At 68.3% G+C, this 15,716-nt stretch carries 13 protein-coding genes; 8 read left to right on the top strand and 5 right to left on the bottom strand.

Going from position 1 to position 15,716, the window contains the following annotated elements:
- Window positions 1-23: 23 nt before the first annotated feature.
- Both OK17_RS11600 and OK17_RS11595 read right to left on the bottom strand, forming a co-directional pair.
- Window positions 24-821, bottom strand: coding sequence for an NADPH-dependent oxidoreductase (locus tag OK17_RS11600; protein WP_461417526.1), 798 nt, complete (start codon window positions 819-821; stop codon window positions 24-26).
- 144 nt (window positions 822-965) lie between these two features.
- Complete coding sequence (locus tag OK17_RS11595) at window positions 966-2,474, bottom strand: glutamate--cysteine ligase (RefSeq protein WP_461417525.1); 1,509 nt, start codon at window positions 2,472-2,474, stop codon at window positions 966-968.
- 47 nt (window positions 2,475-2,521) lie between these two features.
- Here OK17_RS11595 and OK17_RS11590 point away from each other — a divergent pair, with 47 nt between their 5' ends.
- From OK17_RS11590 to purM, 3 genes are all read left to right on the top strand, one after another.
- Window positions 2,522-2,941, top strand: coding sequence for a sterol carrier family protein (locus tag OK17_RS11590; protein WP_461417524.1), 420 nt, complete (start codon window positions 2,522-2,524; stop codon window positions 2,939-2,941).
- A gap of 160 nt (window positions 2,942-3,101) precedes the next feature.
- Window positions 3,102-4,709 carry an amidophosphoribosyltransferase gene (gene purF / locus OK17_RS11585; protein ID WP_232716602.1) on the top strand — a complete coding sequence of 536 codons (1,608 nt, stop codon included), beginning with the start codon at window positions 3,102-3,104 and terminating at the stop codon, window positions 4,707-4,709.
- Between the two features lie 82 nt (window positions 4,710-4,791).
- Window positions 4,792-5,904: a phosphoribosylformylglycinamidine cyclo-ligase gene (purM, locus tag OK17_RS11580; protein WP_006865358.1), complete on the top strand. Its 1,113-nt coding sequence runs from the start codon at window positions 4,792-4,794 to the stop codon at window positions 5,902-5,904.
- Between the two features lie 324 nt (window positions 5,905-6,228).
- Here purM and OK17_RS11575 read toward each other — a convergent pair whose 3' ends face one another.
- The 3 genes from OK17_RS11575 to ygfZ form a co-directional block, all read right to left on the bottom strand.
- Window positions 6,229-6,405, bottom strand: coding sequence for a DUF3073 domain-containing protein (locus tag OK17_RS11575; RefSeq protein ID WP_005194294.1), 177 nt, complete (start codon window positions 6,403-6,405; stop codon window positions 6,229-6,231).
- 94 nt (window positions 6,406-6,499) lie between these two features.
- A complete protein-coding gene (locus tag OK17_RS11570) occupies window positions 6,500-7,177 on the bottom strand; it encodes an MOSC domain-containing protein (RefSeq protein ID WP_461417523.1) in 678 nt (225 codons plus the stop codon).
- A 3-nt stretch (window positions 7,178-7,180) separates the two neighbouring features.
- Window positions 7,181-8,359 (bottom strand): CAF17-like 4Fe-4S cluster assembly/insertion protein YgfZ, encoded by a 1,179-nt coding sequence (gene ygfZ / locus OK17_RS11565; protein WP_461417522.1) that lies wholly within the window; start codon window positions 8,357-8,359, stop codon window positions 7,181-7,183.
- Window positions 8,360-8,433: 74 nt separating this feature from the next.
- Here ygfZ and OK17_RS11560 point away from each other — a divergent pair, with 74 nt between their 5' ends.
- The 5 genes from OK17_RS11560 to cydC all read left to right on the top strand — a co-directional run bounded on the left by OK17_RS11560 (window position 8,434) and on the right by cydC (window position 15,569).
- Window positions 8,434-9,303: an aminodeoxychorismate lyase gene (locus OK17_RS11560; protein WP_005194291.1), complete on the top strand. Its 870-nt coding sequence runs from the start codon at window positions 8,434-8,436 to the stop codon at window positions 9,301-9,303.
- Window positions 9,304-9,510: 207 nt separating this feature from the next.
- Window positions 9,511-11,097 (top strand): cytochrome ubiquinol oxidase subunit I, encoded by a 1,587-nt coding sequence (locus OK17_RS11555; RefSeq protein ID WP_461417521.1) that lies wholly within the window; start codon window positions 9,511-9,513, stop codon window positions 11,095-11,097.
- A 10-nt stretch (window positions 11,098-11,107) separates the two neighbouring features.
- A complete protein-coding gene (cydB, locus tag OK17_RS11550; protein ID WP_461417520.1) occupies window positions 11,108-12,190 on the top strand; it encodes a cytochrome d ubiquinol oxidase subunit II in 1,083 nt (360 codons plus the stop codon).
- The gene (gene cydD / locus OK17_RS11545; RefSeq protein ID WP_461417519.1) at window positions 12,187-13,869 is read left to right on the top strand and encodes a thiol reductant ABC exporter subunit CydD; all 1,683 of its coding nucleotides are present in this window, start codon (window positions 12,187-12,189) and stop codon (window positions 13,867-13,869) included. The genes cydB and cydD overlap by 4 nt, the downstream gene beginning before the upstream one ends.
- Entirely contained in the window at window positions 13,851-15,569 is a 1,719-nt protein-coding gene (gene cydC / locus OK17_RS11540; RefSeq protein ID WP_461417518.1) for a thiol reductant ABC exporter subunit CydC, read from the top strand. The genes cydD and cydC overlap by 19 nt, the downstream gene beginning before the upstream one ends.
- The last annotated feature ends 147 nt before the right edge of the window (window positions 15,570-15,716 follow it).

The raw sequence follows: 15,716 nt of genomic DNA, 5'->3' as shown, positions 1-15,716 counted from the left end.
GCAACGCAGGGCTCTGCGCGCAGTCACCGGGACGGCAGACCTCGTGTGCGCAGATGGTCGCGCAGCTTCTCTCGACCATGGAGTGAGGGCACCCCGGCCAGTCGAGTCAGCACCCGAGAACTCCAGTCCCCGTCCAGTCCGTGCCGTCGGTTGTAGTCCGCGAGCGACTCGTCGTATCCGGTGAGGTGTGCGTCCGCGGTCTCGGCGTCGTAGGTCTCGTGATGCAGCACGGCTGCCTGCGGGATTCGCGGCTTGATGCCTGCCGACTCGGCGGGGTCCGGCGTGCCGATCGCGAGACCGAACGTCGCGACGGTGTGCTCCGGGAGGCCGAGTTCCGCGGCCACCTCCAGTGGGTTGTTGCGGATGGCGCCGACGAAAACCGTTCCCAGGCCCAGTGACTCGGCGGCCACCACTGCGTTCTGTGCGGCCAGCGCGGTGTCGACGAAGCCGATGATCGTCGTCTCGAGATAGTCCGTCGCCTCCAGCGGGGCATCGTGCCGCGCGGCGAGGCGGTGGGCCCGCCCGAGGTCGGCGACCCACACCAGGAACAACGGTGCCTGCTCGATGAAGCCCTGGTTGTTGGCCAGTGCCGCCAGGCGTTTCCGTCGCGCGGGGTCACGCACGGCAACCACGCTCCAGGGCTGCAGGTTCGACGACGTCGGCGCGGACTGCGCCGCCGCGATGATGGCGTGAAGCCGACTGTCGTCGACCGGGTCCGGTCGGAACCTGCGTACCGACCGGTGTGCGAGTTGCACGGACAGCACGTCGTTGACCATCCCGAGGGTCGCGGAGGGGTCGGCGTATCGCTCGGTGATCGTCATCGGATCGCGGCGGTGGATCGTCGGGTCATGAACAAAGGGTGTCGCCGGAATCGTTCTTCGGCAACTTTCCTGCCCACGCCGGGTCCAAACGCCGACCTCGACACGGCTTTCGGCTTGCGTTCCGGACCCGATCGGTGAGCGGGGTCACACGTCCCACGTGTGGACGGGTTCGCCCTCGTGCATGAGCGTCACGTAGTCGGCGAGCATGCCGGTCAGTGCCGCCGACCGGCTGTCGCCCGCTCTCTCCCGGGCGGCGACGGCCTCACGCTGCCACACCGAACCGGTCCGGCGGTTGACGCAGCGTCCCTCGATCACCGACAGGTACCGCTTGCGGGCCTTGTCCGAGACCCCGTATGCGCGAAGGCCTTTCTCGGCAAGGGTCAGCAGGCGACGGAGTACGAGTTCGTCCGGGCGTACCCAACCGACCTCGGGCCAGTAGAGCTGCGACTCCATGCCGAAATGCGCACCGGACTGCAGGTTCTCGGCGGCCGCGTTGAACGACATCTGCGACCACAACGGCCGGTCGGCTTCGACGAGTCCGCGGACGACCCCGTAGTAGAAGGCGGCGTTGGCCATCGTGTCGACGACCGTCGGTCCGGCGGGCAGCACCCGGTTCTCGACACGAAGATGTGCTTGACCCTCGTGGATGTCGTAGACGGGCCGATTCCAGCGGTAGACCGTGCCGTTGTGCAGTCGCAGCTCGTCGAGCATCGGGATACGCCCGGCGTCGAGTTCGGCCAGGGGGTCGACGTCTGTTGAGACGGGCAGGAGAGCGGGGAAGTAGCGGGTGTTCTCCTCGAACAGGTCGAAGATGGTGTTGATCCACCGTTCGCCGAACCAGACGCGCGGGCGCACGCCCTGGTTCTTCAGCTCCAGCGGCCGGGTGTCGGTGGCCTGCTCGAACACCGGGATGCGGCTCTCGTGCCAGAGCGCGGTCTCGGCGAGGAACGGGGAATTGCCGGCCAGTGCCACCTGGATCCCGGAGATCGCCTGGGCGGCATTCCAATGCGCGGCAAAATCCTCCGGGGCCACCCTCAGGTGCAGCTGTAATGAGGTGCAGGCGGCCTCGGGGAGGATCGAATCGGTGGAGGTGTGGAGGCGTTCGGTGTGATAGCCGTCGGCCAAGGGAACACCGCTGATGTCGATCTCGAGGTCCTCGCCGCGGGCGTTGAAGATCTGCTCGTTCAGCAGGTCGTAGCGCGGGTTGGCCGAGATCCACTGATGGGCAAAGTGTTCGGCCTTCAGCGTCGGCAGCATGCCGATCATCACCAGGTGGTTGTCCGTACGGGCGGCGCGCTCCTCCGCACGGTTCAGTGACGTCCGCAGCGCCTGTTCCAGCGAGATCGTGTCGTCGGTGGTGAACGGCCGCGGCGAGACGTTGATCTCGATGTTGAACTGCCCGAGTTCGGTCTGATAGTCGGGGTCGGCGATCGCCTCGAGGACGGCGGCGTTGGCCATCGCCGGACGCATCTGCTCGTCGACGAGATTCAGTTCCACCTCCATGCCGAGGAGGGGTTTGGGTGGCCGGCCCTGGTCGGTGAACAACCCCTCGGCCAACATCCGTGCAATCGCGTCGGTGCCACGACCGACCTGCCGCCGGAACCTCACGCGATCCTCGCCGGTGAACTCCTGTTTGTTCACTTCCGCGCCCATGCGAGACATACTGCCCCAAATCGGGCGCCGTCAACCGGCGTTGCAAGATGACTGACGTGCCCCCGCGTAAGAGACCCGACCCGGCCGAGGTCCGCGCCGCCGTCCTCGCGGTCGCGGACTGGCTCGTCGACGAGTCGGCCCCCGCGCCGTCGCGGCCGGCTCTCGCGGCCGCCGTTCGCCTCACAGCCCGGACCCTCGAACACCTCGCCCCGGGCAACTCGGTTGAGGTCCGTGTCCCCCCGTTCGTCGCCGTGCAGTGCATCGAGGGCCCACGCCACACGCGGGGGACGCCGCCCAACGTCGTCGAGACCTCGCCCCGGACGTGGCTGCTGATGGTGACCGGGCTGCGGACCTACGACGCCGCGCTCGGCGCCGGCGAACTCGACGCATCAGGCCACCGCGCAGACCTGGTCGCAGAGCTGTTGCCACTGGTTCCGCTGGGTCCGGGAGCGTCGAGAAGCCGGTGATCCGCCGAGTGTGATCCGTCACTACTGGCTCCCACGTGGAATTACTGCGCTCCGAACGCCGCTGGAAGATTCGCTCTGGAAGGCAACAGGCACGTAAACTCCGAATTGTCTCCCAGCACATTGACGTGTTAACCGATTCGCAGCCCAGGGGAGCTAGTCGATGACTGATCGCTCGATCGCCAACGTGAACCTGCTCGCTCCCACACCGGCGGGCGGATGTTCCGCAGCCGGCGGGTGCGCGCCCGAACCCGCTCCACTGGACCAGCCCGAGAACGAACCGCGCGAGGAGTGCGGCGTGTTCGGGGTCTGGGCGCCCGGTGAGGACGTCGCCAAGCTCACCTACTACGGCCTCTACGCGCTGCAGCATCGCGGACAGGAAGCGGCGGGCATCGCCGTCGGCGACGGCAGTCAGGTCGTCGTGTTCAAGGACCTGGGCCTCGTCAGCCAGGTGTTCGACGAGCAGACGCTGGGTGCGATGAGCGGCCACGTCGCCATCGGACACTGCCGCTACTCCACCACCGGTTCGACCACCTGGGAGAACTCCCAGCCGATCTTCCGCACCACCGATGCCGGCACCGGCGTCGCGCTCGGGCACAACGGAAATCTCGTCAACACCGCCGACCTCGCCGCTCGCGCTCGCGAGAAGGGCATCAAGAGCTCGGCAGCGACGTCGGACTCCGATGTCGTCGGCGCGCTCCTGGCGCACGGCGCCGCCGACAGCTCGATCGAGCAGGCGGCCATGGAACTGCTGCCGACCCTCAAGGGCGCGTTCTGCCTGACCTTTATGGACGAGCACACCCTCTACGCGGCACGTGACCCGCACGGTGTCCGTCCGCTGTCGCTCGGCCGCCTCGACCGCGGCTGGGTCGTCGCCTCGGAGACCGCCGCCCTCGACATCGTCGGCGCATCCTTCGTCCGCGACATCGAACCCGGTGAGCTGCTGGCCATCGACGCCGACGGCGTGCGCACCAAGCGCTTCGCCGAGCCGACCCCGAAGGGTTGCGTCTTCGAATACGTCTACCTGGCCCGCCCGGACTCCAACATCCACGGCCGGTCGGTGCACTCCACTCGTGTGGAGATCGGCCGCCGCCTGGCCAAGGAACATCCGGCCGAGGGCGACCTGGTGATCCCGGTGCCGGAGTCGGGTGTACCCGCGGCCGTCGGCTTCGCCCAGGGCTCGGGCATTCCCTACGGCCAGGGCCTGATGAAGAACGCCTACGTGGGCCGCACCTTCATCCAGCCGTCGCAGACGATCCGTCAGCTCGGCATCCGACTCAAGCTGAATCCGCTGCGCGAGGTGATCCGCGGCAAACGTCTCGTCGTCGTCGACGACTCGATCGTGCGCGGCAACACCCAGCGCGCCCTCATCCGCATGCTGCGCGAGGCCGGTGCCGCCGAGGTGCACGTGCGGATCGCCTCCAGCCCCGTGCGCTGGCCCTGCTTCTACGGCATCGACTTCGCCTCCCCGGCGGAACTCATCGCCAACGGCATGGAGTCCGAGGAGGGCATGGTCGAGGGCGTGCGTCAGGCCATCGGCGCCGACTCGCTCGGTTACATCAGCATCGACGAGATGATCGGTGCCACCGAGCAGCCGGCGTCGAACCTGTGCGCGGCCTGCTTCGACGGCAAGTACCCGATCGAACTGCCCAAGGAGACCTCCATGGGCAAGGCGGTTCTGGAACAGATGCTGGCCTCCGCTGCACACGACGGGACCGTCGACCCGCTGACCAAGCCCAACGACAACGTCAGCGCAGTGATGCGTCCCTGAATCCGGGGACCGGGCACTCCGGTACCGTGTGATCGTCGGCGAACACGCCGGAAACAACTTTTGACAAGGGGTGCTTGCGGAGATGACGGAGCGGGATGCGGCGGCCGACGAGACGACGGGCGCTACGCCGCAGGCCTCGTACGCGGCGGCCGGAGTCGACATCGACGCCGGTGAGCGAGCCGTAGAGCTCATCACCCCGCATGCGAAACGTGCCTCGCGCCCTGAGGTCCTCGGCGGTCTCGGTGGCTTCTCGGGCCTCTTCGCGCTGAAGGGCAACTACCGCGAGCCGGTCCTCGCCGCCGCCAGCGACGGCGTCGGCACCAAGCTCGCCGTCGCGCAGGCCATCGACAAGCACGACACCGTCGGACGCGACCTCGTCGCCATGTGCGTCGACGACCTCGTCGTCTGCGGCGCCGAGCCGCTCTTCCTCCAGGACTACATCGCCGTCGGCAAGGTCGTCCCCGAGACCGTCGCGCAGATCGTCGCCGGCATCGCCGACGGCTGTGTCGAGGCCGGGTGTGCACTGCTAGGCGGCGAGACCGCCGAACACCCCGGACTCATGCAGGACAACCATTACGACCTGTCGGCCACCGCCGTCGGCGTCGTCGAGGCCGACAAGGTCCTCGCCCCCGACCGCGTCCGTGCCGGCGACGTCGTCATCGCCATGGGATCGTCGGGTCTGCATTCCAACGGCTACTCGCTCGCCCGCAAGGTGCTGCTCGAGTGGGGCCACATGGATCTCTTCGGCCACGTCGAGGAGTTCGGCCGCTCGCTCGGCGAGGAACTGCTCGAGCCGACCCGCATCTACGCCCGTGACTGCCTGGCGCTGATCGCCGAGGCGGACGTGCGGACCTTCGCACACATCACCGGTGGCGGTCTGGCCGAGAACCTGGCCCGCGTCATCCCGCAGGGCCTCGTGGCCGAACTGGAACGCAACACCTGGACCCCGGCCCCGATCTTCGCTCTCATCCAGCAGCGCGGACGCGTCGAGCAGCTCGAGATGGAGCGCACCTTCAACATGGGTGTCGGCATGGTCGCGGTCGTCGCGCCCGAGGACACCGACCGCGCGCAGGCGGTCCTGACCGCCCGGCACGTCGACAACTGGGTCCTCGGCACCATCAAGCGGTCCAACGACCCCAAGAGCACCGAAGCCGGCTCACGCGTCTCCCTGGTGGGTGAGCACCCGCGCTTCTGAGAGTCACGGGCGCACACCGCCTCTCACACGTACGAGAAAGCGGCGGGGACCTTCGGGTTCCCGCCGCTTTCTCGTCGTCAGAGAATGATCGCCACTCCGGTGGACAGCACAGATCAGCGATGCTCATCGCCGGCTGTCACCGCGGCGAGCACCGCTGGAAGTCGAAAAACGACCGCGCACGCATCAGACGGCCGCAGTCACCTGCGGCCGTCTGGTACGTACGAAAACATCAACCCGCGTCACCGCGGGTCCGCTGAGCGGAGAGGTCGTGGTGGGGTGGGATCGGGTGTCGTCGGGGAGACCGGCACCCATGAGTGGCGCGCCTCAGGCGCGGCGCCACTCGTCCTCGTCCAACCACTCATCCACCGGATCCGGACGATCTACCGAGCTGGTCTGCCCGGACAGCTCACGCTGCAGGCTTTCGAGATCGGTGTTCGGAGTGGAGTACTTCAGCTGACGAGCAACCTTCGTCTGCTTTGCCTTTGCCCGGCCGCGGCCCATACGGGACCCCCTCGCAAAATGACGGGGCGGCCAACGATTTGGCGGCCCCGTTCTCTTGAAGTAATTCTGTCGTGCTGCCCAGTCTAGCGCGCCTTCAGGACTTGTGTGCCGCGCCCTGCCTCGCCGCGCCGCCCGATCTCTCCACCTTGCCCAGAATCCGCTGCGCCTCGCGACGGACCTTGACCGGCAGATCGTCGGCGGCGAGCAGTGTCCTGATCGACTCGGGGTCGGCGTCGACGAGCAGTTGCCGGACCCGGACGCCATGGTCGGGACGGTGGATCACCGTCACCGAATCGCCCGCGGCTACCGTGCCCGGTTGGAGAACGCGCAGGTAGGCACCGAAATCGGCCTGGTCCATGAACCTCTTCACCCACCTGGGCTCATCCGCCCAGACCGCGAAGGTCCGGCACGGTACGCGAGGGATGGTGGTCTCGAGGAGGAGCCCGTCGTCACCGACCTGCCAGCGCTCACCCACGAAGGCGTCGGTGACGTCGATCCCGTCGATCCGCAGGTTCTCGCCGAACCAGCCGTAAGGAAGCTCACGTCCGAGTTCGTCGGACCAGCGTTGCGCGTCGGGTTCGGCGTAGGCGTACACCGCCTGATCGACGCCGCCGTGATACCTACGGTTGCGTTGATGGTCGGCGACCAGACCCAGCTCGTGCACCTCGGCACGGCCGGACAGCGGTCGCTTGTCGATCGCGGAGGGTCCGATCTTGTCGAGGACGACATCTCGGCCGGCCGCGCAGACGGCCAGCACTGTTCCGGTGTCCACGCGTCAGCTACCCGGGGTGACCGAGCCGCTCCGCAGCCGTTCGACAGCGGCGCGACCGGCCTGGACGCGATCGTCCTCGCGGATGGAGTCCGGGTCGATGCGTGCGCTCACCGGCTCCTCGGTCCCGATCGTCAGTTCGACGTCCGCACCGATGTTGCGCTTGACGAGCGCAAGGGCGATGGGACCCCACTCGTAGTGGTCGATGACGGTGCCGAGACGGCCGACGGTGCGGCCTCCCGCGGTGACCGGATCGCCGGTCGTCGGCCGCTGATCCGAGCTCCCGTCGAGATGCAGCAGCACCAGGCGTCGCGGCGACTTGCCGAGGTTGTGGACCCGGGCGACCGTCTCCTGGCCGCGGTAGCAGCCCTTGTCGAGATGGACGGCGCCCTGCTCGGCCGGTCCACCGATCCAGTCGACCTCGTGCGGAATCGTCCGTTCGTCGGTGTCGGCGCCGAGGCGGGGACGGCGGGCCGCGACGCGCAGCGCGTCGTACGCCCAGCTGCCGGCCATCTGGGCGCCGGCCTCGACGAGCGCGTCCCACCAGCGAAGCAGGACGAACTCGGGGAGGACGAGGTCGACTACCGGCAGGTCCCGGTTCTCGCCGAGTGGCGGCATCCGTCGCCAGAACCCCAGCGGCTCGTCCTCATGGTGCGTCTCCGGCAGATTGCCCGCCTGGTAGACGTCCGCGTCGGCGGGGATCTCGAGCAGCTCGGCGACCGGTCCGGTCACCGCGCCGGGGCCGACGAGGGTGAGGACCTTCATGTCGGTCCGCGGGGCCGGCTGCGCCTTGGCCCAGAACACCATCTTGGAAAGGAACCCGGCGAGGGCCTCACCGCGCGCACCCTCGGTGTCGACCCAGGTGATGCCGTCGATGTCGGTCTGGACGAAGTGATCCTCGACGCGGCCGTTGGCGTCGAGAGACAGGTTTTCTGCGCTCCGGCGGTCGGGGAGTGCGGCGATGTGCTGGCTCGAGATGGTGTGCAGCCAGCTCAGGCGCTCCTCGCCGGGGATCTCGATGACGGCGCGGTCGGAACGGTCGACGACGATGACCCCGGTGGCGGCGGCTCTCTGTTCCCCGAGTGGATCACCGAAGTGCCACGGGGTCTCCGATGAGTGGAACTCTCCGGGGCCGGGGACTGCCCCGCCCTCGGAATGCCTGGTCAGGATGGGTGAACGGCTCACGGGTCGATTCTACGGGTCGGTCGCGCACCAGGGGTGTGGAGCAGGGGTCGGGGGCTCATGGGAGCCTCTTATCCATGTCGGATTCGATCCTGCTCACCCTCGACGGCACCCAACACGATGCCGATGCGCCGTTCCTGCACGCCGACGACCTCGCGGCGGTACGCGGCGACGGCGTCTTCGAGACCCTCCTCGTCCGTGCCGGCCGGGCGCGCGGGGTGCGCCTGCACCTCGAACGCCTCGTCCGGAGCGCGACCGCGATGGAGCTGCCGGCGCCGGACCCCGACGAGTGGCGCGCGGCCGTCGAGAACGCGGTCAAGCTGTGGACTGCCGAACACGGGACGTCGGACGAGGCGTTGCTGCGTCTGGTCTACACCCGTGGGCGCGAACACGGATACGCCCCGACGGCCTACCTGACCGTGGAGCGGGTGCCCGAGCGCGTCGCCTCCGCACGTGCCGACGGCGTCTCGGTGGTCACCCTCGAGCGCGGCTTCTCCGTTGACCTGGCCGCCAAGGCGCCCTGGCAGCTCCTCGGTGCGAAGACGCTGAGCTACGCCACCAACATGGCCGCGCTGCGTCATGCCGCATCTGAGGGCTACGACGACGTCATCTTCGTCAGCAGCGAGGGGGCGGTGCTCGAGGGGCCGCGGTCGACGGTGGTCGCGGTGTACGGGGACACGCTGGTCACCCCACCGACCGAGATCGGCATCCTCGCCTCGACGACCGCGCAGGCCGTCTTCGATCTCGCCGTTGCGGAGGGCTGGAAGACCAAGGTCGAGATCCTGCGTCCGGAGGACCTCGTGGCGGCCGACTCGGTCTGGCTCGTCAGCAGCGTGACGCTCGCGGCCCGGGTCACCCATCTCAACCGGTACGTCATGCCGGTGCCGGCCGACGCAGACCGGTTTTCCGATTTGGTGGACCGAGCCATCGCCGCGGAAGACAATTGATCCCGGTCACTCACCGATGATCCCGGGCCCGCGTCACACGTGATCGCGGGTGAGAGCGAATGCACCAGCGGCAGTGGCTCGATGGGACTTTTGGCGCTTGAACAGGCGCGGTGACCAGGCGTAACGTCGCGCCCAGGGCCTACTACTAAAAGTAGTAGGCGACGTCGGCACCCGCCGGCTCAGCCGGTGACCTGATTCGAGGCATACATGGACGCTCTGGACGTCTCCAGATGGCAATTCGGTATCACAACCGTCTATCACTTCATCCTGGTGCCGCTGACCATCGGTCTCGCACCGATGATCGCGGTGATGCAGACGGTGTGGCACGTCACCGGCAACGAGCAGTGGCTGCGCGCGACCCGCTTCTTCGGAAAGCTCTTCCTGATCAACTTCGCGCTCGGCGTGGCCACCGGCATCGTGCAGGAGTTCCAGTTCGGGATGAACTGGAGCGAGTACAGCCGCTTCGTCGCGGATGTCTTCGGGGCTCCGCTGGCGTTGGAGGGCCTGGTCGCCTTCTTCCTGGAGTCGACCTTCATCGGACTCTGGATCTTCGGCTGGGACCGGCTGCCGCGGCGCGTCCACCTGGCGTGTATCTGGTTGGCGGCCATCGGCGTCAACGCATCGGCGTACTTCATCATCGCCGCGAACTCGTGGATGCAGCATCCCGTCGGCGTCGAGTGGGACGAGACCCGTGGACGCCCGGCCATGAACGACTTCTTCGCCGTCATCACCAACAACACGACACTCGCCGCCTTCCCGCACGTGATCGCCGGTGCATTCCTGACCGCGGGCACCTTCGTCGCGGCCATCGGCATCTGGTGGATGGCCCGGAACACGTGGCGCGCCAAGAAGTTGCGGGAAGCACTCGAGACCGGTGACACCAGTGGTGTCCCGGAGAGCACATCGCCGAGCCACGTCGGCGCCGGCCCGGAGGATCTGGACAAGGATGCGCGCGACCTGTGGCGGCCGGTCACCCGGTTCGCGCTGTGGGTCACGCTCGTCTCCGGTGTCGCGCTGTTCATCACCGGTGACATCCAGGCGCAGATCATGTTCAAGCAACAGCCGATGAAGATGGCCTCGGCGGAATCGCTCTGCGAGACCGAGACCGGCCCCGGCTTCTCCGTCCTCTCCGTCGGACGTCAGAACAACTGCGAGAACATCGATCACATCATCGAGATCCCCAAGATGCTGTCGTTCCTGGCCGATCACTCCTTCGATTCGACCCTGCAGGGCGTCGAGGAGCTGCAGGAACAGTACACAAAGGCCTTCGCCGACAACCCGAACGTGCCCGCCAACCAGAACTTCGCACCCAACCTGTTCGTCACCTACTGGGGTTTCCGGGCGATGATCACGTGGGCGGTCGGTTCGGTGGTCGTGGCCCTCGGGGGCCTCTGGTACACGCGCCGCAAGCGGGTCGTCGAGTCGAGGAGGTTCGGTTTCATCGCCTTGCTGATGATCCCGACCCCGTTCCTGGCCAACAGCTCCGGCTGGATCTTCACCGAGATGGGCCGACAGCCGTGGGTCGTCGCACCCAACTGGGAGGACGACCTCGATCCGCTGCGCATCAGCATGCTCGTGCAGAACGGCGTCTCCAACCACACCGCGGGGACGGTGCTCGTCACCCTGATCGGGTTCACGCTGCTCTACGGCGCGCTCGGTGTCGTCTGGTTCATGCTGCAGCGCCGCTACGTGATCGAGGGACCGGCGAGCTACGACTCGCGGCCGCCAGGTCACGGTGACGACGAATCCGACTCCGATTCCGATGAGCCCAAACAGCTCTCGTTCGCGTACTGAGGAGAGTGACATGGGACTCCCGGAATTCTGGTTCCTCATCATCGCCGTGCTGTTCGTCGGCTACTTCGTCCTCGAGGGCTTCGACTTCGGCGTCGGCATGCTCATGCCGATCCTCGGGTCGAGCCACACCGGTGGCGACGACAAGGTCGCCCCCGACGACCCCGAGGCCGACCCGGACAAGCGTCGGCGCGCACTGCTCAACACCATCGGACCGGTGTGGGACGGCAACGAGGTCTGGCTGCTCACCGCGGGTGGCGCGCTCTTCGCGGCGTTCGGCGGTTGGTACGCAACGATGTTCACCGCCTTCTACCTGCCGCTGTTCCTCATCCTGATCGGCCTCATCACCCGCGTGTGCGCCATCGAGTGGCGGGGCAAGATCAACGATCCGCAGTGGCGAAAGTGGTGCGACGTCGGCATCGGCCTGGGGTCGTGGATTCCCGCGATCCTGTGGGGCGTCGCCTTCGCGAACGTGGTGCGGGGCCTGCCGATCGACGCCGACGCCCAGTACACCGGCGGGTTCTTCAACCTGCTGAACCCGTACGCGCTGCTCGGCGGAGCGACGACCCTGCTGGCGTTCCTCACCCACGGTGCGGTGTTCCTGTCGCTGAAGACCTCCGGTGTGCTGCAGGAGGATTCGGCCCGCTACGCCTCCCGGCTGGCGTGGCCGACGCTCGTCGTCGCCGCCGCGTTCCTGCTGTGGACGCAGTTCGCGTACGGCAACGGTTGGACCTGGATCCCGGTGCTGATCGCCGCGGTCGCCGCGGTGGGCATGCTCGTCGCGACGCAGGTGCGTCGGGAGGGGTGGGCGTTCCTGTTCACCTCGATCGCGATCGCCGGGACGGTGGCCACCCTGTTCGCGGTGCTGTTCCCGAACGCGCTGCCCTCGACCCTGAACCCGGACTGGAACCTGACCATCGACAACACGTCGTCGAGCGACTACACGCTGACGGTGATGACGTGGGCGGCGCTGTTCATCACGCCGGTGGTGATCGGTTACCAGGCGTGGAGTTACTGGGTGTTCCGTAAGCGCCTGTCGGTCGGGAACATCCCGGACCATCACGGCCTGCCCTCGTTGCGCGTGTCGAGCAAGTGACGCCCCCGGTCGACCCGCGGCTGCTGCGGTACTCACCGACGACCCGACGCTATGTCGCGGTCACGGCGGCGTTCGCCGTCGCGCAGGTGATCGCGATCATCGTGGCCGCGGGTATGGCCGCCTCGATCCTGTCGGAGCTGATCGTCTTCCCGGAGGAGCGGTCCTTCGACGCGCAGTGGGTGCACCTGGTCGTCCTCGCCGTCGCGATGGCGGCCCGCGCCGCGATGGCCTACGGGCACGATCGGTATGCGCACCGTGCAGCGGAGCAGGCAATCGCGGAACTGAGGTCGGAGGCACTCGACGTGCTGACCGATCCGCGTCGGACGTCGCCGCGAACGCTGCTGACGCTGCGTGAGCACGCGGCGACCGTGCTGCTGCGGGGACTGGATGCGTTGGGGCCGTATCTGTCCGGGTTCCTGCCGGCGCTCGTGAGCGCGGTGATCCTCACGCCGACGGTGACCGTGGTGATCGCCTTCGCCGACTGGCCCTCTGCGCTGATCATCCTGATCACATTGCCGCTCATCCCGATCTTCATGGTTCTTGTCGGGCTCATGACCCGGGATCGCACCACCCGCAAGCTGGCGACGATGAGCAGGCTGACCGCGCAGCTGTTGGATCTGATCGCCGGCCTGCCGACGCTGCGGGCACTGAACCGCGCCGAGACCCCGGCCGCCCAGGTGGCCGAACTCGGTGAGGCCCACCGGCGTTCCACGATGAGCTCGCTGCGGGTGGCGTTCCTGTCCGGGGCCGTCCTCGAGCTGCTCGCGACCCTGTGCGTCGCCCTGGTCGCGGTGGGTATCGGTCTGCGTCTGGTCTTCGGTGAGATGTCGCTTTACGCGGGTGTTTTCGCGTTGATCCTGGCACCCGAGGCCTATCTGCCGCTCCGACGTGTCGGCGCACAGTTCCACAACTCCGCCGATGGCGTGACCGCTGCCGGCGAGGTCTTCGAGCTGATCGACTCTGCCGAGAACGCCGCGCCGATGCCGGTCGGCGGTGGCCGCGGCGTCACCGTCGCGGGCGCGCCGATCACCATCCTCGATCTCGGGGTGCACGGCCGTGACGGCTGGGCCCCGGAGTCCCTGCACGCGACGATCCGGCCCGGGTCGCTCACGCTGTTCACCGGGCCGAACGGTTCGGGGAAATCCACGACCCTGGCCGCGATCATGGGTCTGCTGGCCCCCGACGACGGTTCGGTGCTCATCGGGTCCATCCCGGTCACCCACGCCGATCCCGAGTCCCTGCACGAACAGATCGCCTGGCTGCCGCAGCAGCCGGTCGTCGTGCCGGGCACGGTCGGCGAGAACGTGGAGCTCTTCGGCGCGCTCGACCGCGACGCCGCCGACCGTGCGGCGACGGCCAGCGGATTCGACTCCGTCGTGCTCGAACTGCCCAAGCGTCTCGACACGCGGCTCGGTGCGGGCGGCGTGGGGCTCTCCGCCGGCCAGCGGCAGCGGCTCGCACTCACGCGAGTGCTCGCGTCGCCGGCCCCGTTGCTGCTGCTCGACGAGCCGACCGCTCACCTCGACGAGGCATCCGAACGTGCAGTTCTCACCGTGCTCCGCGACCGTGCACGCGCCGGTGACACGGTCATCGTGGTGGCCCACCGGGGGATCGCGCGTGAATTCGCCGACCAGGTGGTCGAATTCGACGGAGGTGTGCCATGCGCGACGACCCACTGATCCGGGCGCTCGGTTTTCTCGGCCTGCGCCGGGGTGCGGTGGCCAAGGCCCTGCTGCTCGGCGTCGGCGGTTCGCTGTCGGCGCTCGGCCTCGCGGCCTTGTCGGCGTGGCTGATCACCCGGGCCTGGCAGATGCCGCCGGTGCTGTACCTGTCGGTTGCGATCACCGCCGTGCGCGCTCTCGGTATCTCGCGCGGCCTGTTTCGCTACCTCGAACGTCTCGCCACCCACGACCTGGCCTTGCGCGCGATGACGACAGCCCGCGAACGGGTCTACACAGCGCTCGCGACCGGCTCACCGGCCTACTCGGTGACCCTCCGGCGCGGAGACCTGTTGACCCGCACCGGCGATGACATCGACGAGATCGGCAACGCTCTCATCCGCGGCCTGATCCCCATCGGTGTGGGCGTGACGACGGCGGTCGCCGCGGTCGTCGTGATGGCACTGGTCTCGCTGCCCGCCGCCGCAGTGCTCGCCGTCGCACTCATCATCAGTGGTGGCCTCGCCCCGTGGCTCGCGGCACGAGGTGGTGCCTCGACCCTCCGCGACGGTGCGCGGGCGGCCACCGAATCCGCCGAGGCCACGACGACCACTCTGTGGCACGCTTCGGAACTCGTTGTCGCGCGTCGGCGTGAGGAACTGCTCGAGACCGCCGCGGACGCCGACCGTCGGCACCTCGCGGCCACCGATCGGGGTCGTCGGCTCGAGGCGGCAGCCGCCGCGGCCACCCCTCTCGCGATGGGTGCGTCGCTGGTCGCGGCCTGCGTCATCGCGATCCAGCTGGCCTCGCAGACAACCGGTTCGATCGCCGGGATCGCCTCCGGTGAGGGGCTCACGCCGATGATCCTCGGCGTGTTGATCCTGCTGCCGCTGTCGGCCTTCGAGTCGACCGCGCCGCTGACCGAGGCCGGATTGCAGATCGAGCGGAGTCGTCAGAGCGCCGCACGGGTCATGGCTCTCGTCGACGGTGCACGCGCCGCGGACAGCACCGAGCCGTCCGGTGCGGACGTGGCGGTCCACCGCGGCATGGTCGAGGTGTCGACCGACGGACTGCGGTGGGGCCGCGGGGAGCGGAACATCCTCGGTCCTGTGGACGGTCTGAACCTCGACCTGCGGCCGGGATCGCGGCTGGCGGTCGTCGGCCCCAGCGGCGTCGGCAAATCCACGCTTCTGCTGACCCTCGCCGGACTGCTCGATCCCGTCGGCGGGGACGTCACCTGCGTCGACGTGTCGAGCCGTGCCCCCGTCGACCTTCGCTCGGCCGGTTGCTATTTCGCCGAAGAAGCGCATCTCTTCTCGACGTCGGTCCGCGAGAACATGCGCGTCGCGCGCGGTGACGCCACCGACGACGAGATCCTCGCGGCGCTGACGACGGTCGGCCTCGACGGCTGGGCCGCACGGCTGCCCGACGGTCTGGACACCACCCTGACCGGCGGAGCCGACGCCGTCAGCGGCGGCGAGCGCCGACGCCTGCTCCTCGCTCGCGCACTGCTCCACCCCGCACCGATGGTCCTGCTCGACGAGCCGACCGAACACCTCTCCGCCGACGACGCCGACGCCCTCCTCCGACGCCTCCTCGGCGTCGAGGACGACCTCTTCGGACCCGATCGCATCGTCGTGGTCGTCACGCACCAACTCCCGCCGGACGTCGGCGGTGCGCAGCTGGTGGAACTGGAACCGGCGCTCGCAGGCGACGCCTGACCGGCGAACCTCAACTCGACTGCCAGACGTCGATCGAAGTCTGCCTGTCGGGCTGAAGTCTGCCGGTTGTCGGGGGAGGTACCCACCTCGCTCCCAGGGGCGAAGGTGCTTACCCGTTCCCTGAGGTGCGAGCGAAGCGAGCCACGA

The sequence above is a fragment of the Gordonia sp. GN26 genome, from assembly GCF_054823965.1.
Note: the sequence above shows the minus strand (reverse complement) of the source record. Positions and strands in the feature narration are given on the sequence as shown.